Source organism: uncultured Bifidobacterium sp. (assembly GCF_959020145.1).
Lineage (GTDB): Bacteria > Actinomycetota > Actinomycetes > Actinomycetales > Bifidobacteriaceae > Bifidobacterium.
The window spans coordinates 1-22,517 of the sequence record NZ_CAUEQY010000013.1; the positions used below are offsets into that span (position 1 = coordinate 1).

The 22,517-nt window shown below is 57.9% G+C and carries 16 protein-coding genes and 2 pseudogenes; 14 read left to right on the forward strand and 4 right to left on the reverse strand.

All coding sequences use genetic code 11. From position 1 onward, the window contains the following. Nucleotides 1-65 precede the first annotated feature (65 nt). Nucleotides 66-251 (reverse strand): annotated as a pseudogene (locus tag Q5H33_RS05495) (transposase); the annotation flags it as partial. Nucleotides 252-894: 643 nt separating this feature from the next. Here Q5H33_RS05495 and Q5H33_RS05500 point away from each other — a divergent pair. After that, a pseudogene (locus Q5H33_RS05500) lies at nucleotides 895-1,068 on the forward strand (nucleotidyl transferase); the annotation flags it as partial. A gap of 655 nt (nucleotides 1,069-1,723) precedes the next feature. Here the strand turns inward: Q5H33_RS05500 and Q5H33_RS08430 are convergent. Further along, nucleotides 1,724-1,882, reverse strand: a complete 159-nt coding sequence (locus Q5H33_RS08430; protein ID WP_161786594.1) for a GIY-YIG nuclease family protein — start codon at nucleotides 1,880-1,882, stop codon at nucleotides 1,724-1,726. A gap of 433 nt (nucleotides 1,883-2,315) precedes the next feature. Between Q5H33_RS08430 and Q5H33_RS05505 the strand changes: the two genes are divergently transcribed. The 5 genes from Q5H33_RS05505 (at nucleotide 2,316) to Q5H33_RS05525 (ending at nucleotide 9,707) form a co-directional block, all read left to right on the forward strand. Further along, nucleotides 2,316-3,725: a polysaccharide biosynthesis tyrosine autokinase gene (locus Q5H33_RS05505; RefSeq protein WP_302423467.1), complete on the forward strand. Its 1,410-nt coding sequence runs from the start codon at nucleotides 2,316-2,318 to the stop codon at nucleotides 3,723-3,725. Nucleotides 3,726-3,755: 30 nt separating this feature from the next. Further along, on the forward strand, nucleotides 3,756-5,261 hold the full coding sequence (locus Q5H33_RS05510; RefSeq protein WP_302423444.1) for a hypothetical protein: 1,506 nt from the start codon (nucleotides 3,756-3,758) through the stop codon (nucleotides 5,259-5,261). A 119-nt stretch (nucleotides 5,262-5,380) separates the two neighbouring features. Beyond that, entirely contained in the window at nucleotides 5,381-7,045 is a 1,665-nt protein-coding gene (locus tag Q5H33_RS05515) for a sugar transferase (RefSeq protein WP_302423446.1), read from the forward strand. 199 nt (nucleotides 7,046-7,244) lie between these two features. Beyond that, nucleotides 7,245-8,984 carry a DUF4012 domain-containing protein gene (locus Q5H33_RS05520; RefSeq protein WP_302423448.1) on the forward strand — a complete coding sequence of 580 codons (1,740 nt, stop codon included), beginning with the start codon at nucleotides 7,245-7,247 and terminating at the stop codon, nucleotides 8,982-8,984. A gap of 234 nt (nucleotides 8,985-9,218) precedes the next feature. Next, entirely contained in the window at nucleotides 9,219-9,707 is a 489-nt protein-coding gene (locus Q5H33_RS05525; protein ID WP_302423449.1) for a hypothetical protein, read from the forward strand. 478 nt (nucleotides 9,708-10,185) lie between these two features. On the opposite strand, the gene Q5H33_RS05530 is transcribed toward Q5H33_RS05525, so the two are convergent. Both Q5H33_RS05530 and trxA read right to left on the reverse strand, forming a co-directional pair. Further along, on the reverse strand, nucleotides 10,186-11,181 hold the full coding sequence (locus Q5H33_RS05530; protein ID WP_302423451.1) for a G5 domain-containing protein: 996 nt from the start codon (nucleotides 11,179-11,181) through the stop codon (nucleotides 10,186-10,188). Between the two features lie 158 nt (nucleotides 11,182-11,339). Next, nucleotides 11,340-11,744: a thioredoxin gene (trxA, locus tag Q5H33_RS05535; protein ID WP_021913324.1), complete on the reverse strand. Its 405-nt coding sequence runs from the start codon at nucleotides 11,742-11,744 to the stop codon at nucleotides 11,340-11,342. A gap of 196 nt (nucleotides 11,745-11,940) precedes the next feature. Between trxA and Q5H33_RS05540 the strand changes: the two genes are divergently transcribed. From Q5H33_RS05540 to Q5H33_RS05575, 8 genes are all read left to right on the forward strand, one after another. Then, nucleotides 11,941-12,561, forward strand: coding sequence for a DUF4916 domain-containing protein (locus tag Q5H33_RS05540; RefSeq protein ID WP_003806767.1), 621 nt, complete (start codon nucleotides 11,941-11,943; stop codon nucleotides 12,559-12,561). A gap of 73 nt (nucleotides 12,562-12,634) precedes the next feature. Beyond that, the gene (locus Q5H33_RS05545; RefSeq protein ID WP_302423454.1) at nucleotides 12,635-13,483 is read left to right on the forward strand and encodes an alpha/beta fold hydrolase; all 849 of its coding nucleotides are present in this window, start codon (nucleotides 12,635-12,637) and stop codon (nucleotides 13,481-13,483) included. Between the two features lie 147 nt (nucleotides 13,484-13,630). After that, complete coding sequence (gene nudC, locus Q5H33_RS05550; RefSeq protein ID WP_302423456.1) at nucleotides 13,631-14,728, forward strand: NAD(+) diphosphatase; 1,098 nt, start codon at nucleotides 13,631-13,633, stop codon at nucleotides 14,726-14,728. A gap of 149 nt (nucleotides 14,729-14,877) precedes the next feature. After that, nucleotides 14,878-16,710, forward strand: coding sequence for a L,D-transpeptidase (locus tag Q5H33_RS05555; RefSeq protein WP_302423458.1), 1,833 nt, complete (start codon nucleotides 14,878-14,880; stop codon nucleotides 16,708-16,710). A 55-nt stretch (nucleotides 16,711-16,765) separates the two neighbouring features. Further along, nucleotides 16,766-17,170, forward strand: a complete 405-nt coding sequence (gene gcvH / locus Q5H33_RS05560; protein WP_033500058.1) for a glycine cleavage system protein GcvH — start codon at nucleotides 16,766-16,768, stop codon at nucleotides 17,168-17,170. Between the two features lie 285 nt (nucleotides 17,171-17,455). Continuing rightward, complete coding sequence (locus tag Q5H33_RS05565; RefSeq protein WP_117565675.1) at nucleotides 17,456-18,682, forward strand: App1 family protein; 1,227 nt, start codon at nucleotides 17,456-17,458, stop codon at nucleotides 18,680-18,682. Nucleotides 18,683-18,808: 126 nt separating this feature from the next. Beyond that, a complete protein-coding gene (locus Q5H33_RS05570; protein WP_302423468.1) occupies nucleotides 18,809-21,301 on the forward strand; it encodes a S9 family peptidase in 2,493 nt (830 codons plus the stop codon). Nucleotides 21,302-21,385: 84 nt separating this feature from the next. Beyond that, on the forward strand, nucleotides 21,386-22,426 hold the full coding sequence (locus Q5H33_RS05575; protein ID WP_085381106.1) for a 3-isopropylmalate dehydrogenase: 1,041 nt from the start codon (nucleotides 21,386-21,388) through the stop codon (nucleotides 22,424-22,426). Nucleotides 22,427-22,517: the final 91 nt, after the last annotated feature.

The following is a 22,517-nucleotide window of genomic DNA, read 5'->3' on the forward strand; positions in this document are numbered from 1 at the left end:
TCACGCCAACAGCTGGCCAACAGCCAATCTGCGCAAAGAAGCGGGCACTACCCGCCTTTGAGCTTGCGTTCGTAGTGGCCGGCCCTGTATGCCTTCCGCTCCCCAGTGCGCTCGTATCTGGCGGCGTTGGCGATCTCGTCCGCCTCGGCGTCGAGCATCGCGTTGACGATCCGCTCGACCTTCTCTCGCACCATGGTGTCGAGCTTGGTCTCGAACATGGCCTGGTCGAACTGTATGATTTCCTTGGACATGGCTCCGTGCCTCTTTCCAATCGCGGTTTTTCATTGTCTGGCGACTGAAAATCGTACCCGGCACGGTCCATGTCCCTTTCCATCAAGGCCGAAATCCGAAAATGCGCAAGAATCCGGACGTTATCCATTGCCTTGGTGCTTTCTGTTTACGTGCGGCAGTCTTCGCGATGTATCCCCTTCTATATCGGGATAGGAGTCGTTTCGATCGAGACGGCGGCATTTTCGGGACTCTCGATTCCTGTTACCGATAGGGGAGACCCGGAGCATCAAAATGCATGAAAAGCGGAGCTTGGAATGCGTTTTCCTTGCCATGGTCACATGGTTTCGTCTGTTTCGGCACGTTCTGTGCTCCGTAAATGTCACACGATTCCATTTTTTGGCCGTTTTTTGGAATCGTGCTACACCGCACACCCCCGTAGTCGCGCGAAAGTGTCGGGAAAGCCGGTTCGGGGGTATGAAATAGGTGGGAAAACCGCATTTCGGCAGGAAAAATGTTGCACGATTCGAAATTTGCCCCGAAAATCGGAATCGTGCAACAAAATTCGTCGTTTCCTTCCGTGGGTCCTCATCTCTTGGCAGGTTCTTGCGGCATGGTGTCCGCTGCAAGCTTGGTGTTTGGACGATGAGGCGAGAGGCTCAGTGGCGGGCGCAGGGCCTGCCGATCGCGATCGTGGAGGAGATCGCGTTCGAGAACGGTTGGATCACGCGCGGCCAGCTCATGGAGTCTGCCGAGCGTTACGGCAAGAGCCCGTACGGCCAGCATCTCAAGGGTATAGCCGACGGCGAGATCATGCTCGTCCCCAACCAAAAGAGCTGATCCCTCGAGACGGATGATGCGTTAGGGGTGCTGCCTCATTGAGGCAGCACCCTGATGACACTTTGACTGACGGTGCTTCTTATGGATTGCGTCGATGAGCGGCACTTCGACGAGGAGTGTTTTGACTGGAGACGTTCCAATGGGCGGCGCTTCGACTGGCGGTGAAGAGGGTCATCTGCCTTATGAGTGGCGGATTTGGGCGGCGTGAAAATGTCATTTCGCTTATCTGTGGCAGGTAATCGGCAGAGATATACCCTTTAACTGTGGAAAATGTACCCCCAAAGTGGCTTTTGCCCGTTATGACCTGCCATATATAGGCGAAATGGGAGTTTCCATCTCTCGGAATCTGCCGCGTATAAGCGAAATGGGAGTTTCCATCTCTTGAAATCTGCCACATATAAGCGAAATGGGGAGCTGGGCACATACATTCCGTCACTTTCAGGGCGTGGCGGAATGATGATGAAAGCCTGTACCGGTCACTACCAATGATTTGAGGAAATTCTTGGGGTATCTATATCTGGCAAGGCCTAATTATCGTTGTATCCGTGTTTGCGGGTGTCCAGTGCCTGCTTCCAATAGGCTTCTCGGGCGAGGACGACGTTTTTGGGCACGGTGGAATCGTAATGTTCCAAAAGCGTGTAACGGAAATGCGTCTCTACGTACGCTTCTCCTGCTGCTCCACAAGTTTGCTTAGTTCTGTATTGCCGCCGTGGCCATTATCTATGTAGTTTTTCCACCGCTGATATATGCCGTTCCTTCCGGTGGCGATTCCCACATACAGTTTCCCATTATCGGTATTGGTTATTATGTACACGCCTTGCTGGCGGGACAGCGTATTCTTCCAGCTTGCCTTGTCGTTCTCCCAAATCGCCTTAAGTTGGGCGTAGGAAAGGCTAACAGCAGGTGTTGGCGGCCTTGTTCACTTGGCACGGTCGGCCGGTGGCACTTTTTCTTGCGGTCAGAAACAGCCCGCCCAAAATCAGCCACTGAATATGCCAAATATTGCCAATAAGTCTCGTGCGCGCACGATATCGACAGGGAATGTTCCTTATTTCACGGCCCATCTGTTTGAGTTCCCAAAAATGTGTTCAATGTATGAAGGGATGAGGAATAGTTCGAGGGGGAAGATTATTGTTGGAAAGGATATTGTCAACGTGAGATGGGGAAGTTCAGTGACTTCTGTAGAGAACGCTAATGTGCAGCAGCCTACCGCACCGCAAGGGGTAGTTGAGGAAGCGGATGACGGCATCACTCTGATGGATCTGCTCAAAATCATTCGTAAGCATCTGGTCACCGCGATCATCGCATTCGTGGTGGTAGTGGCAGGCGTGAGCGCATATACTTTCCTGGCACCGCCGAAATATACGGCAACGGCTCAGGCCATGGCTACCTATAACGCCTCCCAAGACGGGGAAAGCATCAGCCAGCAATCCACCGGTGGCACGTATATTTCCAACCAGATTACTTCGTATCCGACGTTGGCCGCCACTGAAAAGGTGCTCAAGCCGGTCATCAACGAGCTCGGTTTGGACGAAACCGTTGACGATCTGGCGGGCCAGATCACCGTCACCAATCCAACCAACACCGCCTTTGTGAATATTGCCGCGGTAGACGGCGATCCGAAGCAGGCTGCTGACATTGCCAATGCCGTGGCGGAGTCGCTGAAAACGGTGATTGAAAACGATTTATATACCGGGGACACGTCCCCGGTAAAGGTCTCTATTGTGCAGAAAGCACAGACCCCATTGACCAAGTCGTCCCCGAAGACCGTCCTGTATTTGGCCGTTGGCGTGGTGCTTGGTCTGATTGTGGGCGTGTTCGCAGCGCTCATCAAAGACCTGCTCAACACGAGAGTCGAGGAGCCGTCTGACGTGCGAGGTGTTGTTCGGGCATCGTCTCTTGGTTCTGTTCCCGTGGACGATTCACTCGAAAGCAAGCGCCCGGTGTTGGTGAGCCAGCCCAACGGTGCCATCGCCGAAGAATTCCGCCGTATCCATACGAATATTGAGTTCCTGCAGACCGACCGCACCGAAGGTGTGGGCCAGCTGCTTGTCATCACGTCTGCGCAGCCGTCCGAAGGCAAGACCACCATGGCTATCAACACTGCGGTGGCCCTTGCTGAAGATGGTGCGAAAGTACTGCTTATCGACGCTGATCTTCGCCACCCGTCCGTTGCTCACCACTTGGGCATTGAAGGTGCCGCCGGTCTGACGCACGTGCTGTCCGGACAGATGGGCCCGAAGGACGTGGTGCAGAGCTACTGGAAGCCGAACCTGCACATTCTGCCTGGCGGCAAGAGGCCGGCGAACGCTGGCGTGCTGCTGGGTTCCGAAACCATGAAGCTCATGGTGGAGCAGGCGCTCACCCAATACGATTACGTGATTATTGATACCGCCCCGTTGACGGTGTCCAACGATGGAGCGGTATTCGGCCGTTGGGCCAAGGGCCTTCTGCTGGTGGTCAGCCGTAACGTGTGCGAGAAGAAGTCCCTGCAGGAGGCGTCCGACACGCTCGCCACCGCGCAGGTGCCGGTGCTTGGCTTCATCTTCAATCGTGCAGATCCGAAGAAGACCAATACGCATTCCAATTATTACTATTACTATGAGGATGGTGCGCCGCGCAGCAGCCATCGCGCGAAGGGGAAGAAGCGGCACTGATGGTTCCCTTCTCCATGGAATGAGGGGTGTATGGCAACTGAGAACGATGATTCCCGGTCTATGAACGGTATTCTGTCCAACATATCTCGGGATGTGGTGGACACCAGCTGGGATATTCCTCCGCTGACCTTCCCCAAATTGCAGCCTACCGATTCGGAAGAAGCCGATGGTGCGGATGGGGCTTCGCTTGCTGAGCCCCGCACCATCGCTTCCTCCGTACCTGCGCAAACGGAACAGCCGGTTTCGGCTGCGCCAACAATCGCGGATATACCCAGTATGCCGCTCGACACCATCGATTTCGATGATGCGGTTGCACCAGCCGATGCCGAGGAAACCGCCACTCTGCCACCCCTCGTCTCTTCGACAGATGAACAGGACGCCGAAGCGACTCAGGCCTTTGACACTTCGGATGGCATAACCGACCTAGAGGAGCTGGCCGCGGAAGATCCGGAACACGATCCGCTGAAAACCATTCCGGTCGCACCGAAAGAGCCATCTGCGGACAAGCGAAAGATTATTGCCATTGTCGCTGCGATTGCGGCAGTGGCGGTTGCTATCGCCGGCGTCATCGTGGTACGCAATCGTATCAATTCGAAAGAACAGCGTGCGGCAGTGGTGGTATGTGAGAAGGCGAAATCCAAATACTCCAAAGCCAACGAAAAACTGCAAAACGCCATCGAACAGGCAACCAGTCTGCAGGGCACTGCGGCAAACCAGGTGGCGGATGCCGCCACAATCGACCAACTCACTCAGGCCGTGACCAAGGCGCAGAACCTCAAGACGGTCGGCGGATGTTCGGTGTTGCTGTCTGAAACCACACTGCGTGCGCACGCCCGTAGCATGAGCAAGCAGATCAGCAATATCAAAGAACAGACCAAGGCCGTTACCGCAGCAGCCACAGCTGTGGACGCCAGCAAGCGAGCTTTGGAAGTGAATAAGACGACTGCCGCATTGCAGAAGGCCATTGCTGACGCAAAGACGTTGCTTGACGGTTCTGCAGGCCAGGTTGCGGACGAGTCGACACGTGACGCGCTTGCCAAGGCGATTGACGCTGCCCAGAAACTCCTCGATGGCAAAAGCACCGATGTTGCGGCCATGCAGAACGCTTCGAAGGTGATTTCCTCGACTTCTGACGGCGTAAACAAGTCTGTGGCGGAGCAAACTGCGGCCAATGCCCAGTCGAATACCAATTCGAATACCAATAACGGCACTACGAACCGGCGTTACACATATACGTGGCAATTTGGTCCGGGCTCTGGAAACGGTGTGAACGGTGGTGGTTCGACCGGTGGCAATAACAATGGTGGCTCAACCGGTGGTAATGGCGATTCGACCGGCAACGGTAACGGTGGTTCGACCGGCGGTAACGGCGGTTCTAACGACGGTAATGGCGGTTCGACCGGTGGTAATGGCGATTCGAACGGCAACGGTGGTTCAACCGGCGGTAACGGTGGTAATGGCGATTCGAACGACAACGGCAATGGTGGTTCGGACGGCGGTAACGACAACTCAGATACAGGTACTGCTGGCGAATAAGCCATACCGGAGAAGGATTTGGATATAGCGAATGGTACCCCCATAGGTCCCTCTTAATTTCGGGGGGGGGGGGCTGTGGTAAATTGTTTGCCGTATGCAGCTGAAGGGGAGGGAGATACATGCAAGGCGTGAATACCGGTGAATCCGGCGCACCAAACGGCGAGCAAGGTATGAGGACTCAAGAGATTCATATCGTCTCGTCCAATGCGCATCGACAGGCATACGCGTCCATGCAGAATCAGCGTCTGCAAAAGCAGTTCGAGCCGATGACTTTTTCCAATACCCCGTTTCCTGCGGAAAAGGAAGGACATAGGCGCGGCAAGGCTGAATCGACTCCCCGGTGGCGTTTCGCCTTCGTCGCCAGCCTGATCGCCATCGATTTGGCAGTGATGCTGCTTTCGTTGACCGTCAGCCTTGTAATCAACGGTGCTGCTTTCGATGCCATCGGCGATGTGATGCCATTTTGGCTTTTCCTCATTCTGTTCAGCCTGATTTGGTTGCTGTGTCTGGCATTCGCGGGCACATACCACCGCCATGTTATGGCGGACGGCTATGAGCTGTATGCCAAAATCATCAGTGCGTCGTTGCTGACCATCATCTCATACTGCAGCCTTGCATTTATTTTCAAACTGGCATTGCCCCGCACTGCGTTGATTATCGCGCCAGTCATCGCCTTCTTCTTGGACATCATCGCACGTTGGCGGATGCGTCAAGCGTTGCATCGTCACCGCAGCAAAGGCTCTTGCAAGTACAGAACGGTGGTCATCGGATCTTCCGATGGCATCAACAAAGCCTTGCAGACCATGCGCAACTGCATGAATTGGGGGTACGAACCAGTTGCTGTATGCCCAATTGAAGCGGATCCAGCTTCAAAAGACGCTTATGTGGTTACCTCATACACACCGGATGCCAATATCGAAGGCTCCAGCAAACTTAAGGTGATTCCTTTCAACTCGGCATTCCCACGTATTTGCGAAAGCCTCGGTGTACAGGAAGTCTATGTGGCTGACGTGCTTTCGCGTGATTCCGAAATGTTGCATGGTCTTTCTCTTGCGGTGGAGTCGCTGGGTATGGAACTTGCCTTGGCGGTCTCCCTGGCGGATGTGAGCGGTCACCGTTTGTATCTGCGAAACACCACGGAACAGCCAGTTCTGTTGGCTTCCCTGCCGCAGTACACGGGAGCTGCGAACGTAATCAAGCGTTTGCTGGACATCATCGGCTCACTGTGCGCGCTGATTATTTCCTCTCCGATTCTTCTCGGCGTCGCCATCGCCATCAAGCTTGATGATGGCGGTCCGGTGTTCTTCTCTCAGACCCGTATCGGACTGCACGGCAAGCCGTTCAAAATGTATAAATTCCGTTCCATGGTCACCAATGCTGAGGAGCTGAAGAAGAAACTCGCTGAGGAAACTGGGCAGGAAGACCGGTTCATCTTCAAAATGAAAGATGATCCGCGTATCACCAAGGTAGGTCACTTCATCCGTAAGACTTCTTTGGATGAGTTCCCGCAGTTCTACAACGTGCTCAAAGGCGATATGTCTCTGGTCGGTCCGCGCCCGGCATTGCCGGAAGAAGTGGCCCGCTATGGTTCCCTATATTCCGCCCGACTGCTGGTCAAGCCGGGCATCACCGGTCCGTGGCAGGTGTCCGGCCGGTCGGATCTTTCACAGGAGCAAAGCGAATATTTGGACGTCTCCTACATTGAGAATTGGTCCATCGCTGGAGATCTTGCGATTCTTGCCAAAACCGTGATGGTAATCTTCACTGGCCGTGGATCGTACTGAGCCAATAAGTGGGTTTTCTGTGATTTTCCCTCTGTTCTTGTGATGGAACAGAGGGAAATTTCATTTGGCGGCCGAAAAAAAGGGGTGCCATGTGGCACAATAATGCGCTGGAATAGTCAAATTGAGTGCTTAATGATTTGAGGAGCAAAGCATGGGGCAACATGCTCAAGCAATACGGGAAAAACATACGGCACGGAATGTGACGCTTATTGTACTTGCGGTGCTGATCGTGCTACTTGCCATTGCTGCAGTGTTTGGTATGCAACTGTATAAGCAGGCAAAAAGCGTCAAGGCACACGAATCGCAAGCCATATCCTCACTATCCGCAATCAATGACCCTGCAAAGCTCAAGGATGCCGCCGCGTCGCAGGCGTCCATCGCGCAGGCTCAGCAGCAGACGACGCAGGCCAAGCAGATTGCGCACGGTTCATTATGGAACGTGGCTGCGAAAATGCCGTTCGTCGGCAGTGACATCGCCACTGTGCAAGGCATGACGGAAGTCGTGGACAACCTTGCACAGCAGACACTGCCATCGTTGACCACTGCGGTGCAACAGCTTGCCGATGCCAATCTTTCCGGTGCGGAAGGGCAACTTAATCTGCAGCCAATCGCCGATGCGCAAGGTAACTTCGACAAGCTCAACCAGCAGGTGCAGCAGCAGAACAAGCAGTATAACAGTCTTGCCGAGCCGAAAATCGGCATGGTGAAGAAAGCCTATCAGCAGGGCAAGGACCAGCTTGACAATATCGCCGATTTGGTCGGACAGGTCAGCAACGCCACTCACATGCTGCCTTCCTTCCTCGGCCAGAACGGTGCCCGCACATACTTGCTGGCGGCACAGACCACATCCGAAACACGTTCCGGCGGCGGCTTGGTTGGCTCTCTCGGCACCATGACTGCGGATCATGGCAAAATCGCGGTGGGGGACTTCCACCCGAATGGTGAGTTCGTCAATGGCAACAACGGCACCGCTGAGGAACATGCGGTATTCAACAGGCCGTTGGGTTTCTCCTTCGACGTGCGAGACACCTTCGCGGTGCCGGATGTTTCCCGCAACGCGGAAATGCTCAACGCTTCATGGCAGCGTTCGCAATATGCCTGCAACATCGACGGTTTGATTTCCGTGGATCCGGTGTTCATCCAGAAGATGGTGGAGATCAACGGACCAGTCACTTTGTCCAACGGCACTGTGCTTACCGGCGAGAACACCGCCGAATACATGCTCAACACCATCTACAAGGACGTTCCTGTGGCACAGCAGGACGAATACTTCGAGTACATTGCCAAAACGGTGATGGACGGCGCTTTTGGCAACATGACTGTGGACAAGATGATGAAGGTGGCGCAAAGCATCGGTGATTTGGCCGAGAACCGCCACTTCTACGCCTACACGTTCCACGATGACGAAGCGAAGTACTTCCAAGGTGCTGGACTCGCCAAGAATGCGCCTGAGAGCGAGACCAATCCGGAAACGGGCATTTACATCAGCGAGCAGAATCCTTCGAAGATGGGTTGGTATATCGACCGTACCAGCGAAGTGACCAAGACAGGTGACAAGACCTACCACGTGAAGTACACGCTGACCAACCGTATGACTTCCACGGAAATGGCTACCTGCACGAGTTACATTCTCGGTGGTGAGCAGAAGGGCGTTGGTGGCGTGCCCGTGGCGCCGAGTGGCACATCCGCGCAGCGTGTGCTGATTTACGCGCCTGCAGGTGGTTCGATTGGATCAATCGCCGTGACCGGTGATGTGCGTGACCGTAGCAATGCCACCATGGACGGCAAGCCATTGAACTCCAGTATGGCGTACATCGCACCTGGCAAGAGCGTGACGTACGAGTTCGACGTGACCGTGTCTGACAAGGCCACGGCTGATATGAAGCTCGATCAGACGCCGTGTGGCAAAATGACCAATGATGTGAAATACGACTATTGAAATATGGCGCGGTAATTCTCGACATTATTGGTGCATGTTTTCCTTGAATTCATCTCAATGAAAACTTGTTCAATGAAGTCTATGAATTATTGCTATATTCTTGGAAATACAGGGGGTATTTCTGCTGGAAAGCGGAGATACCCCCTATTTTATTAGTGAAAAAAAGGGTGTATTTATGCGAATTGTTGTATTATATTGCATGTAATTAATATCCTATATTTTCAAGGGGTTGGCATGTCTGTTCTTGACGGATTTGAAGCAGTGGGAGAAAAGACCACCACCAATAAGATGACCATGACGGTCATGGAATCATCCGTTCGCTTTTCCAAAGGCGTGACCGAAGCGCTCGGATGCCCGGCATACGTGAAATTGCTGGTGAATGACAAGCGGAAGAAGATCGCAGTCCAGGCATGCAACGCCAAAGACGAGAACGCCATCAAGTTCTGCAAGACCAAGCGAAGCAAGGCCGATGGCGTCGACTCTGACGCTGCAGGAAAGGCTTCTTCCGTGACCGTGCGTACCACCGATGTGCTGGTAGCGGTGCAGAAGTATTTCACTTTCCCGCCGGTCGCAGACGACCAGATTGCCTATTTCGCCATGGATGGCGAGTCCTACCCGGATGAGAAGGTTGTCATTTTTGCTGTGGCCGATGCTTCAAAGGGTGTATCCGGCAAGCGCGGTCCCCGCAAAGGTTCGCATCATACGGCCAAAGATGGCGAGTAAGTGAACAATATTCCGCTCAGCTTGAAAAATCGCATATAGTACAGTTCTCTTGATGTGAGTGCTGTACTATATGCAGTATCTTGATAGGCTGTGCGAAACGTCCATAAACGCTAATAATGAGTACGTATGCATCCAGCCCAAAAATCCTGAAAAAGGGAGCTTGGAATGAATGTGGCAGGTAGTGGGCGTGTAGGATTTTCGTTCAGTATTCGAGTCGCTCAAAATAACGTGCTTGGTTGGCGATGGACGGTGGAAAAAGAGCATGATGGCTTTTTCGAGCCCGTTGCGTCTGGCCGTTCGCTCACGCGTAAGATGGCCAAAAGGGCCGCGATAAAAGCGATGAATGAATTGCGTGCATAAACAACCGTAACGCCATGAATGGCCTGCATCTTTCCATATGAAATATAAAAGAGGCATATAAGACAGGAGAGGTTCCGCACAATGTGTGCGGAACCTCTCCTGTCTGAAAAACTAAAACTCAGTAGCAGTGGTGGGCGAGCCAGTAGGTGTAGGCGCCCTGGATGGAGCCGTAGCGCTGTGCGCAGTAGCCCCAGAACCACTTGAGCTGGGTCTGATAGTTGGTGGCCCAGTCAGCGCCGGCGCTCACCATCTTCGAACCGGGCAGAGCTTGCGGCAGGCCGTAGGCACCGGAAGACGGGTTCGTGGCGGAAACATTCCAACCGGATTCGTGGGAAATGATGTACACGGTCGCGGTGAAATCAGCCTCGGAATAGCCGCTGGACAGCAGATAATCGTGAGCCCACTGCTGCATTTCGCCAGCCGGCACGGTGGTGCCGATCGACGCTGCGGCCGCGGACGGCGTGGACGAGGAGCCGGTGCCGACGAGGATCACCTTGTCGGTCGGAGCCTTCTTCACGAAAGAGCTGATCATATTGGAAGACATGACCTTGCCGCCGGACTTGGTGACGAGGTTCGTGGTCTCCATAACACCGTTCGCGCCTTCGGTCTCGACCTTCTCCTGGCCCTTCGGCAGGCTGGAGGTCTCTTTCTTGACCGTGTTGAATGCGATATCCGTATCAGACACCTCAACGGAAGCGCCGGCACGTTCGATCTTGATGACGGTGTTCTCGTTCACCTTCGTATCCAAAGACGGGGAAACGGTGTCTTCCGTATCAAGGGTGATGTCGCCCGCGTCAAGCACGGACTTCACGTCGGTGAAATGCATGCCGGGAACCACGCGGGTCTTGCCGTTGATCTTCACGGTGACGTACGAAGTATCTCCGGAAAGCGCCTCACGGGCGTTGCCACGGGAGGCTTCGATGCTGTCGGTGACGGAATACGCGGTGACCTGCTTGGCAGGAGACTTCTCCGCGGTGGCGTACAGATTATGCGACACGATGCCGCCAGTGGCCAACAGCCCCACTGCCGCAACCGTTGCGACAATCTTCACCATCTGAGATTTGCCCGGCAAGGCAAACGTAGTTGGTTGGGCATGTTTCTTATGGCTAGCCATTCTGCTCCTACATCGGGTACAATTCCTCGGCGGATTCCGTGCCTAGGGCACGGCGCACAACCGCTAGGGTTCCGCCGGAATGCGCGCAACTGCATATAGTCTACCGCACCCCAAGGAACTTGAAGATAACGTATGCAACGCGCAGGCGACGGGCCGAATCATCGTTCCGACTGACTACTTGGCGTTTTCACTTTGGCGTCTCCGCTGGAAGCGGTGTTCCCATCGGAAGCGGCCGCATCCATATCCAACGCCTTGGCCTGGCTGATCAGATCATCCAAATCGGAAGCGCGCAACGCGCCGGCCTGTTGGAAGATGATCTGCTGCTTCTTGACGACCATCAGCGTCGGCACTGCCTGAACCTTGGCCGCGGCGGCCAGATCGGGATTCTGATCGATATCCACCTTCGCGAAATAGACGTCCGGATTCGCCTCGCTTGCCTTCTCGAACGTTGGGCCGAATGCACGGCACGGACCGCACCACGTGGCCCAGAAATCCACGAACACTAGATCATTGGATTCGACGACCTGGTTGAAATCCTGCGAAGTGACTGCATGCGTTGCCATATGCGTTCCCCATTCCCCGGCTTACGCTATAAGCCGATTTCAAAAACAATATCGTGCAATGCTGCGCAATATTGCGAAAGACCGTTTGCGAAAAGTATATAGCCGCACGCCACGCAAACACACTGCCGCACCCGATTGCGCTATGGGAAGAATCGGAAGCACGTGACATTCACATGCCGTGCGTGATAATGGAACCATGCCAGTGATGAATGATGAAGTGCCCGACGAGGGCGATTTCGACGCCAACCGCCATCGCGGGGAATTCGACGACATTACGCCGGAGGATTTCATCCGCGGAATGGGCAACCCTCCGGGATGGCTCCCATCGGACGAAATCAACCGCATGCGCCACGAAATACCGATTCCGTACGTCGTGGTCGTGCCGGTGCGCACCGACGATCTCGGCAGGGTGGCGCAAATCGGCTCGCTGCTGCGCGTCACCGACGACGGCGGTATCGAACGCACATTGATCGCCGGACGTGTGCTCTATCACGAATCGTTGCGTGAAGCGGTGGCGCGCAACGTCGCAAAAGATTTGGGCGATATCGCCCTGCCGCAGCTGCCGATCAGCCTGCAGCCGTTCACCGTGGCCGAATTCTTCCCGACACCCGGCCTATCCGACTATTACGATCCACGCCAACATGCGATCGCGCTGTGCTACGTGGTGCCGATCGCCGGCGATTGCAAGCCGCAGGACGAGACGCTCGATGTGGAATGGGTCGACCCGTCCGGAGACATGCTCGACACCTTCGTCGGGCAGATGGCCAATGGTTACGGCACCATCGTGCGGCAGGCGCTCGCATGGACCGGCAAGTAGGACAAGCCGCGCACGCGGGGCAAAAGCCAAGCAAACTAGGCGAATAGGCAGATAGGGGAGGATTAGAAAAAATATGGCGATTGAACTGAACAACAACATATATACGGACGGCGGCAACGATACCGAAACCACGCCGGTGGTGCTCGTGCACGGCTTTCCGGTGGACCACCGCATGTGGGACGAGTGCGCGGCGGCTTTACGCGACCAAGCTGTGAAACCATTTGCGATCTGGGCTCCGGACATGCCCGGCGCCGGCGAAGGACCGATTCCGTCCGACGAAGACAGCGGCGGCAAGGACGCCGACGGCGCGTTCCCATACGGACTGGACCGCATGGCGGACGCGTACGTGGACCTGCTGCACGCCGCCGGCTACAGCAAAGCCATCTGGGTGGGCCTGTCGATGGGCGGCTACCTGATTCTCGACATTCAACGCCTGCATCCGGAAGCGGTGGCGGCGCTCGCCCTGTGCGACACGAAAGCCGACGCCGACTCCGCCGGCATGCGATTGAAGCGCGTCGCAATCGCCACCGACTGCGAAACGACCGGCACACACGAGCCGGTCATGGGATTCGCCGTGCCGTCGGAAGCCGATTCCACCGTGAAGCAGTCGGACGCCTACTGCAGGCAGTTCGAAACGTGGATCAACGAACAGCCCGCAGTAGGCATCGCCTGGCGCGAACGCATGGCCGCAGGCCGTCCCGACCTGAACGACGTGCTGCCGAACATCAACGTGCCAGTCGCAGTAATCTGCGGCGACAAGGACCCGTCCAGCCCGCCGGCAGTGATGAAGCCGGTCGCCGACGCGATGACGAAAACCGACGTGACGATGACGGTGATCGACGACTGCGGTCACTTCAGCGCGTACGAACACCCCGACCAGGTGGCCGCCGCGTTGCTGGAACTGGTGAAGCGAGTCGGCTGAGCCGGCTGCGACGATTATCTGTGGCAGACCATCCGGCGTATCGACAAGATATAGAGAAAATATATAAAACGTATATACGAAATATGTACTACGTATGTATAACGAATATATTCCGTATATAACACGCATGAAAGAGGCAACACAACCATGAGCGTGTTCTCACCACTGGCATTGACGCAGACCCTGCCGTTCCTGCCACTCGCCCAAGGAGACATCGACTACGAAGTGGCACGACGCGGCGAACCCGATCTGTTCGCCAAAGTCCTGGCGGAACCGGCAACGAAAGTCATCCTCGTCAAAGACGGCAAAGTGGCCGTGCCGCACGGCCAAGGCGCCATCGCCGACTACGCCAACGTGAAAATGCGCCTCGCCCAACTGCCGGGCGCGTACGTTGCCGCGGAACTCGAATCGCACCCATCGGCGCTCGCCATATTCCTCGGCTCGTACGGCGGACGATTGGGCGAGCACGTCGTCGCCGTGGACGTGACGCACGTCCAGCCGAACGATACGACGATTATGGCTGCGACGGCTCGCAGCGGGGGAGCGGACGACGCGTTCGCCGAAGTGCCGGCGCACGAATCGCAGGAAAACGCGAAATCGCTGCTGGAAAGCGCGGCAACCCGATTCGACTGGGTGGACCTGCGCGGATTCGCACCCCACGCCAGCGCACGCGAAGCCGGACAGGCAACCTCCGCCATCTCGCTCAGCATGTGGCACGCCCGGCAGCGTCACTGCCCGACGTGCGGCGCGCCCGTCGAACCGGCGCTCGGCGGCTGGGCTCAGCACTGCACGAGCGATGAGGATGGCAATCGTTTGCTGTTCCCCCGAATCGAGCCAGCGGTGATCACCGCGATCGTCGACCATGATGACCGTCTGCTGCTGCAGCACAACAGCGCATGGCGCAACAACGGCCTGTACTCGGTTTCGGCCGGATTCGTGGAGGCTGGCGAAAACCTGGAGCACGCATGCCGGCGCGAAGCCAAAGAGGAAGTCGGCATCGAAATAGGCGAACTCAAATACCTCGGCTCCCAGCCGTGGCCGTTCCCCTCGTCTCTCATGATGGCGTTCAAAGGCGTGGCGGTCACCACCGACGTGCACGTGGACGGCGAGGAAACGTTGCAGGCGCGTTGGGTCACACGCGACGAATACATGAGCGAACTGGTTTCGGGACGTATGGAGGCTCCGGGCAAAGCCACGATCGCACGCTACATGATTGAGGAATGGCTCGGCCACGACCTGCCGTGACAAGACCTGCCATTAAAAGGTGGTATCGGCTGAGCCTGTCTTCGGGGCGGTTGCCGGGGGAGCTTGTTTAGGTATTCGTTTGGGCACTCGTCTGCGTATCATGCTGCATGGTATGTACCGTTAAGAGAGTGAATGAGGAAACCACATACATGTCTGATAGAAGTGGGCAGAACGATACGGACAACAGCCTCGCCGGCATCTCGTTTGAAGGGGTGAATGCCGTGCCGCCGCAGTCTGGTGAGAACGGCGATACGATCAATCTCGCCGACGTGGCCGATGTGTCCGAACAGGACGACGTGTCCAACGCCGCCACCGAGACCATGCCGCCGTTGAATTTCGCATCGGACCAGACCCAGCCGTTCCAGTCATTCCCGACGGCCGGTGCCGCCGAAACCACGCCTGCCGGAACTGTCCCCAACGGAGCTGTTCCCACTGGTGCCATTCCTACCGGTGACATGCCCTCATCCGCGCCCGCTCCCGCCATTCCCGTGCTCACCATGCCGGTCGAAGGAGAAGCCGTCGTGGCCAAGAAACGCAAACTGCCGCTGATCATCACCGGAATCGTGCTCGCCGTACTGGTGGTCGCCGCGATCGCCGGCTTCTTCACCGCACGCTGGTACTTCCAAGACAAGGCCGCGCCGGGCGTGACCTTCGGCGGAACCAGTGTGGCCGGACAGACCGCCGACCAGCTGAAAAACACGGTGACGGCCGCCGTGAAGAACACCACCGTGAACATCAAGGACGGCAACGGCAACAACGCTTCCGGCAGCCTGAGCGACCTCGGCGTGAGCTACAACGTCGACAAGACGGTCACGGAACTGCTCGCCGCCAAGCACCAGACCAACGGCGCACTCGAATACATCAACGAAGTCAACCCGTTCGTCAAGAAGAACGTGCCGCTGAACGCCAAGTCCAACAAGCTGGCCCTCAGGACGTTCGTCACCGACAAATTCGTGCAGGACACCGACCGCGCGGTACCGTCCACCGCATCGTACGATGCCAACGCGCGCGCCTTCGTCGCAGTGGAAGGCCGCGGCGGCAGGTCCCCGAAGGTGGACAACGTGATCGACACGGTCGCCAAAGCCATCGCGACCCCGGGGCACAGCGGCAGCGTGACGATTACGTACGAAACCATCGACGTGCCGGTCGCACTGCCTGAAGCCCAAAACGTGGCCGACCAGGCAAACGCGCGACTGAATGCGCCGATTGTGCTGGACAACGGACAAGGCAAGACCTTCCAGATTCCAGCCGAAGTCGTGGCCTCATGGCTGAAAACCGACGCCGACCTCGAACACGGCACGCTTTCGCTGTCCTACGATGACAACGCCATCACCAACTACGTGCAGCAGCAGGTCCCAGCCCAGCTCAACCAGGACGCGGTCGACCAGGAAGACGCCGTCGACAACAGCGGCAAAGTGCTGGCCACCATCGTCAAAGGCGTGAACGGCGTGAAGGTCAAGAACATGGAGGCGCTCGCGCCGAAGATCGGCGAAACGCTCAAAAACGGCCAAGGCGCCACCATTCCGGTGGACGGTGATGTGCAGAACTTCAAAACCGTGCAGAAGAAGAGCGAATACCGCATCGTGGTGGACCGTACCGCGCAAACTGCCACCGTGTACCACAACGACGAGGCCGTCAAGACCTTCCCGGTGTGCACGGGCACCACCGGCAAGCACGAAACCGACCTGGGCACCTTCTACATCTACCTCAAGTATCAGATCCAGGACATGACCGGCCTGAACGACGACGGCTCGCGCTACCTGTCCAAGGGTGTGAAGTGGGTAAGCTACTTCTACGGCGGCGAAGGCTTCCACACGGCAAGCTGGAACAATTACGGCATCGCCCACGGCGACCCGGCGCACTACGGCTCCCACGGCTGCGTGAACATGTACGAGGCCGATTCCAAGTGGATCTACGACAACTGCCCGGAAGGCACCATCGTGCAGGTAGTCGGCGCCATGCCATCCGGACCGGTACGCTGACCCGTTACGCGTGGCGCGGGTGCGCGGCGTTCGCATACGCCGTACAATGGGCGGCATGAGCGAAGCAAACGATAGCAAAGTGAACCTCGACGTGCCCGAGCACCTCGAATACTCCGACGAGCACGTGTGGGTGGATTCCTCCGTTGAACCCGCCATGGTGGGCGTTACCGAATACGCCACCGAACAGTTCGGCGAACTCGTGTACATCGATTTGCCTGAAGTCGGTACGCAGGTCGAAGCTGGCGACGAAGTGGCGGAATTCGAATCCTCCAAGGCGGTCACCGCGCTGGTCTCGCCGGTGGCTGGCACCATCCGCTACGTCAACAACGAGGCTGCGGACGATCCGAGCATTGTGACGGACGATCCGTACGGCGAGGGCTGGATTTTCAAGATCGAGCTTGAGGATGACGAGCCTGACCTGCTTAGCGCTGACGAGTATGCCAAGATTGTGGCTGACTGAATAGCACGGACGTCTAGTTTTGATTACGGCTGCGGCCGGCGGGTGCGATGCGCGGCACACTCAAGGCCGTTCGGCCGGGCTTACGGTCGCGCATCGTACCCGCCGGCCGCAGCCTTTTTATGGGAAGTGCCTTGCGGGGCCCTGAAAGTTCCCTGATTTTCTCGGTGGCGTTACTGTTTGTTCGAACGCGACCTCTATAGTGGGCATATGAGTGAAATTCAGCCGTTGCCGCAGTTCCCGCCGCAGCGTGCGCCGCAGCACGATCAGCAGCGCGAACAGCAGCGTATGGGGGAGCGGATGGACGATTCTTGCGATGACATGCCCACCGTGCCGATTCCGGCACGCAAGGTGGTCACCACCTTCGACGCGGCCTCCAGACATGAGCGTCTTGAAGTCAAACCGCCGCTGACCAGGCTGTTCCGCCGCACGATCACCAAAGCATTCAGTGTCTGGCTGAAATTCTCGACCGCATTGGTGCGGTCGCTCGACTGGTATCCACGTGTCGAACCCTACGTCGGCTATGGCACCGAACATTACTCCCGACTGATCTGCCGTACCGTATACGGCCCGTTCAAACGGCAGGCCGGCCGCCTGATTCGCGGCATCCGTGGCATGCTGATGGTGCCGTCCCCGCATACCAAAGTGCGGATCGCCATCGACGACGTGCCCATCGAAACCGTGCAGGTGGGCGCCTCGGAAGTATACGACGCGATCGACAGCAATCCTGATATTTCCAGCGAATTCGCTGCATCCGACGATGCCGGCTACCTCGACCTCGTCGCCGAGCATTCACTCGAACCGGGCATCCACAACGTCTCGTACAAAGTGCGCAGCCGCAAGCCGGTCAACGCCAACCTTTTCACCATTCCCAGCGGCACCAAAGTGGGTGTGATCTCCGACGTGGACGACACCATCATGGTCACGCAGGCGCCGCGCCTGATGAAGGCCGCCTACAATCTGCTGCTGCTTAATCCGCGCAAAAAAGTGCCGGTGGCCAGCATGAACCTGCTGTTCAACCGCATCGCGGACATGTTCCCGGACGCGCCGTTCTTCTACCTGTCCACCTCGCCATGGAACGTGGAAAGCTCGATCCGCCATTTCATTACGAACCACGGTTTTCCGGAAGGTCCGCTGCTGCTGCGCGACCTTGACCCGAGGCCGAAAACCTTCATTCCGTCGGGCGTGCAGCACAAGCTCGAATACGCCGAACAGCTCATGGCCGATTTTCCCGATATGAAGTTCATTCTGATCGGCGACGACGGGCAGAAGGATCCGACCACATACGCCACGATCGCACGCCGCTATCCGGGCCGCGTGCTGGCGATCTGCATCCGCCAGCTGACGCCGCGCGAGGTGGCGGGCAACATCGGTTCCGTTGCGGGGCGCGCGAACACGCAGCCGATGCCGGTCACCGACGTACCGGTGTTTACGGGAGCGACCGGGTCGAACATCATGAAAACCATGCTGCCGTACCTGCGCGCCACCCAAGCCGCGGATGGCGAAACCGACTGACCGGCCCGGAATCCGGCAGCATGCATGGCTGCACGGTGCGGCTGCCGGAAGCATCGGCGCACATCGCCGTCGGAAAGTTAGGCGGCGCAGGCCGGTATAATCGCGTGCATGAGTGAATTTCGGGGCATGAACGACCCGTCCGCATCGGAGCAGGATGGGTTCGGCGCGATTCCGCGCGCGAAACGGGTGCCGAAGGAGCGCACCTTCCATGGCGACACCTTCATCGATCAATACGAATGGCTGCGCGACAAGCAATCGCAGGACGTTCAAGACTACGTGGCGGCACAGAACCGCTATTGCGAACAGTGTATGGCACCGCTCGCATCGTTGCGCAAAACGTTGTTCGACGAATTCAAGTCGCATGTGCAGGAAACCGACATGTCCGTGCCGACGCGCATGGACGGCTACTGGTACTTCACCCGCACCATGCAGGGGCGGCAATACGCCACGCAATGCCGCGTGCCGATCTGCGGCGCGGACGATTGGGATCCGCCGACAGTGGAGGCCGGCGTGCCGCTCGACGGCGAACAGGTGGTGTTCGATACGAACGTCGAAGCGGAAGGCCATGATTTCTTCCGCATCGGCGGCATGGACATTTCCAAGGACGGCCGCTGGATGCTGTACGGCACCGACACGACTGGCGACGAACGCTACGATTTCCGCATCCGCGATCTTGAGACCGGCGACGAGCTGGAAGAGCGGTTCGAAGGAATCGGCGGAGCCTGCTTCACGCCGGACGCGCAATGGGTGTTCTACGTGCTGCTCGACGGCGCATGGCGTCCATACGCGGTGATGCGCCACCGCGTCGGCACCCCCGTGACCGATGACGTGGAGGTGTACCGCGAGGCGGACGAACGCTTCTGGGTGGGCATCGGACTGTCCTTCGACGAACGCAACATCGTGATCGGCACCGGATCGAAAACCACCACCGAAGTGCTGATGCTGCCAGTGGACACCCCAGAGGGCTCGTTCCGGGCGTTCATTCCGCGCGAAACCGACGTGGAATACGACGTGAGCTTCGCCTGCTTCGAAGGCGCGGGGGAGCATGGCGAGGATATTCCGCTCGCCGTGGTGTACCACAACGCGTTGAATCCGAATTTCGAGATTGACGTGATCGATATGCGGACGCACGAGCCTCCATACCGGCTGGGCGAAGGCGTGCGCGTGGCGGTCGGATCGCCTTACGGCTGCGAGCACGGCGACGACGTGGAGCCGGGCGCTTCCTCCATGCCGATCGGCACCCCGTATTCGAATCCTTGCAATCCCGCCATTCTGCAGGGCGCGCACGGCTTGGGCATCGAGGGTATCTCGATCCATCGGCATTTCGTCGCATTGCAATACCGCGCGGAAAGCCTGCCGCACATCGCGGTGATGACGAAACGGGCCGCCGCCGAGGATTTCCTGGCCGGCCGGCCATGGCGGTTCACCGAACTGGTGCCGCACGCGCTGGAGGACGATTGGGACGTCGACGAATCCGTGGACGAGATCAACGAGGAACGCGCCGAGATCTGGGGCAAACTGGACGCGGCCGCCGCCGCGCAAGGCAAGGGATCGGCCGTGCATGGCGTCTCGCGTCGGGCGATGACGTCGTCGGACGGCGCCACCGCCGACCGCATGCCGGGGGAGACGCGCCGCCTGTATTCGATCGGCGTTGGTGGCAACCCCTCGTATGACGCGCCGCGCATGCGCTACTCGTTCGCCAGCTACACGCGCCCCGGCGAGCTGCATGACTACGATCCGGACACCGGCGAGGACCGTCTGCTCAAACGCGCCACCGTGCTGGGTGGTTTCGATCCGCGCGACTACATGGAACGCCGGGTGTGGGTCACCGCGCGCGACGGCGAACGCATCCCCGTCTCGCTGGTATGGCGGCGTGACGTGCCGACCTGCGATTCCGCCATGTTCATCACCGGCTACGGCGCGTACGAGATCAGCTCCGATCCGGGATTCGCGGTGTCACGCATCAGCATGCTCGACCGCGGCGTGCTGTACGCCGTGCCGCACATCCGCGGCGGCGGCGAAATGGGACGCGCCTGGTACGAGCAGGGGCACCTGCTCAACAAGAAGCATTCGTTTGAGGATTTCATCGACGCCACGCGCGCGCTGCAACGCGCCGGACTGGCCTCGCCGCTGCGTACGGTGGCGAACGGCGGCTCGGCGGGCGGCCTATTGATGGGGGCGGTCGCCAACATGGCTCCGGAATGCTATGCGGGCGTGGAGGCGGATGTGCCGTTCGTGGACGCGCTGACCTCGATCCTTGATCCTTCGCTGCCGCTGACCGTCACCGAATGGGACGAGTGGGGCGATCCGCTGCACGACGCGGATGTGTACGCGTATATGAAGTCGTACACGCCATACGAGAATGCGCCAGATAGTGAAAATGACGAAAGAACTGCCGTTTTTCCGAAAATTTTCATTACCACATCCATGAACGACACCCGCGTGCTGTATGTGGAGCCAATGAAATGGCTGGCCCGGCTGCAGCATGCCGGTGTGGACGCCGTGGCGAAAATCGAGGTGGAGGCCGGGCATGGCGGCACATCCGGACGGTACAAGCAGTGGGAGGAAGTCTCGTACGAGAACGCCTGGTGCCTGTCGGTGATGGGCATCGGCAGCTGACTGGCCGCCGACTGCCGGAATGGGCTGTCCATTTGCTGAGCTGTTTTAGTCCGATAGGTGAATCACTGACTAGAGTCGCGTGCTATGAGTGATTCTGCAAAGAAGTACACCATCGCCGTCATTCCGGGCGATGGCATTGGCAAGGAAGTGACTCCGTGGGCTCAGAAGGCTCTGGAGAAGGCGGCCGAAGGCGTCGCCGAATTCGAATATGAGAAGTTCGATCTGGGTGCCGAGCGCTATCTGCGTGACGGCGCGATTCTTCCGGAAGAGGAAGAGGACCGCATCAAGAAGACCGACGCCATCCTGCTGGGCGCCGTCGGCGATCCGCGCATCAAGGCGGGCATTCTGGAACGCGGCCTGCTGCTCAAGCTCCGCTTCGACCTGGACCAGTACGTGAACCTGCGTCCGTCCAAGCTGTACAAGGGTGTCACGTCGCCGCTCGCCAACCCGGGTGACATCGATTTCGTCGTGGTGCGTGAAGGCACCGAAGGCCTGTACTGCGGTGCCGGCGGAGCGGTCCGTCGTGGCACCCCGAACGAGGTGGCCACCGAAGTCTCCATCAACACCGCCTACGGCGTGGAGCGCGTGGTGCGTTACGCCTTCCAACTGGCCATGAAGCGCAGGAAGCACGTGACCCTCGTGCACAAGAAGAACGTGCTGGTCAACGCCGGCGACATGTGGCAGCGCATCGTCAACAAGGTGGCCGAGGAATACCCGGAGGTCTCCCACGACTACCTGCACATCGACGCGACCACCATCTTCATGGTGTCCAACCCGTCCCGCTTCGACGTGATCCTGACCGACAACCTCTTCGGCGACATCATCACCGACGAGGCCGGTGCCGTGGTCGGTGGCGTCGGCTACTCCGCTTCGGGCTGCATCAACGCGTCCAACGAGTATCCGTCCATGTTCGAGCCGATCCACGGTTCCGCTCCGGACATCGCCGGCCAGAACAAGGCCAATCCGACCGCGGCCATCCTGTCCGCCGCCATGCTGCTCGAGCATCTCGGTTTCGACGACGCTGCCAAGAAGATCCATACCGCCGTTGAGGCTGACATCGAGGAGCTTGGCTCCACCACGCGCACCACCGACGAGGTGGGACGCGACATCCTGGCCCGCATGTGATTGGCATTCGCTGACATTCCATTTGGTGAGACGCCCGCCGAAACAAGGTTTTCCTTGGAACGGTGGGCGTCTTCGCATAATCAGGGGATTT

What these genes read in the sequence shown, in the direction of transcription:
- Q5H33_RS05510 (WP_302423444.1), top strand. Translation starts at nt 3,756, where the DNA reads ATGGCAACTGAGAACGATGATTCCCGGTCTATGAACGGTATTCTGTCC.
- Q5H33_RS05515 (WP_302423446.1), top strand. Translation starts at nt 5,381, where the DNA reads ATGCAAGGCGTGAATACCGGTGAATCCGGCGCACCAAACGGCGAGCAA.
- Q5H33_RS05525 (WP_302423449.1), top strand. Translation starts at nt 9,219, where the DNA reads ATGTCTGTTCTTGACGGATTTGAAGCAGTGGGAGAAAAGACCACCACC.
- Q5H33_RS05530 (WP_302423451.1), bottom strand. Translation starts at nt 11,181, where the DNA reads ATGGCTAGCCATAAGAAACATGCCCAACCAACTACGTTTGCCTTGCCG.
- trxA (WP_021913324.1), bottom strand. Translation starts at nt 11,744, where the DNA reads ATGGCAACGCATGCAGTCACTTCGCAGGATTTCAACCAGGTCGTCGAA.
- Q5H33_RS05540 (WP_003806767.1), top strand. Translation starts at nt 11,941, where the DNA reads ATGCCAGTGATGAATGATGAAGTGCCCGACGAGGGCGATTTCGACGCC.
- Q5H33_RS05545 (WP_302423454.1), top strand. Translation starts at nt 12,635, where the DNA reads ATGGCGATTGAACTGAACAACAACATATATACGGACGGCGGCAACGAT.
- nudC (WP_302423456.1), top strand. Translation starts at nt 13,631, where the DNA reads ATGAGCGTGTTCTCACCACTGGCATTGACGCAGACCCTGCCGTTCCTG.
- Q5H33_RS05555 (WP_302423458.1), top strand. Translation starts at nt 14,878, where the DNA reads ATGTCTGATAGAAGTGGGCAGAACGATACGGACAACAGCCTCGCCGGC.
- gcvH (WP_033500058.1), top strand. Translation starts at nt 16,766, where the DNA reads ATGAGCGAAGCAAACGATAGCAAAGTGAACCTCGACGTGCCCGAGCAC.
- Q5H33_RS05565 (WP_117565675.1), top strand. Translation starts at nt 17,456, where the DNA reads ATGGGGGAGCGGATGGACGATTCTTGCGATGACATGCCCACCGTGCCG.
- Q5H33_RS05570 (WP_302423468.1), top strand. Translation starts at nt 18,809, where the DNA reads ATGAACGACCCGTCCGCATCGGAGCAGGATGGGTTCGGCGCGATTCCG.
- Q5H33_RS05575 (WP_085381106.1), top strand. Translation starts at nt 21,386, where the DNA reads ATGAGTGATTCTGCAAAGAAGTACACCATCGCCGTCATTCCGGGCGAT.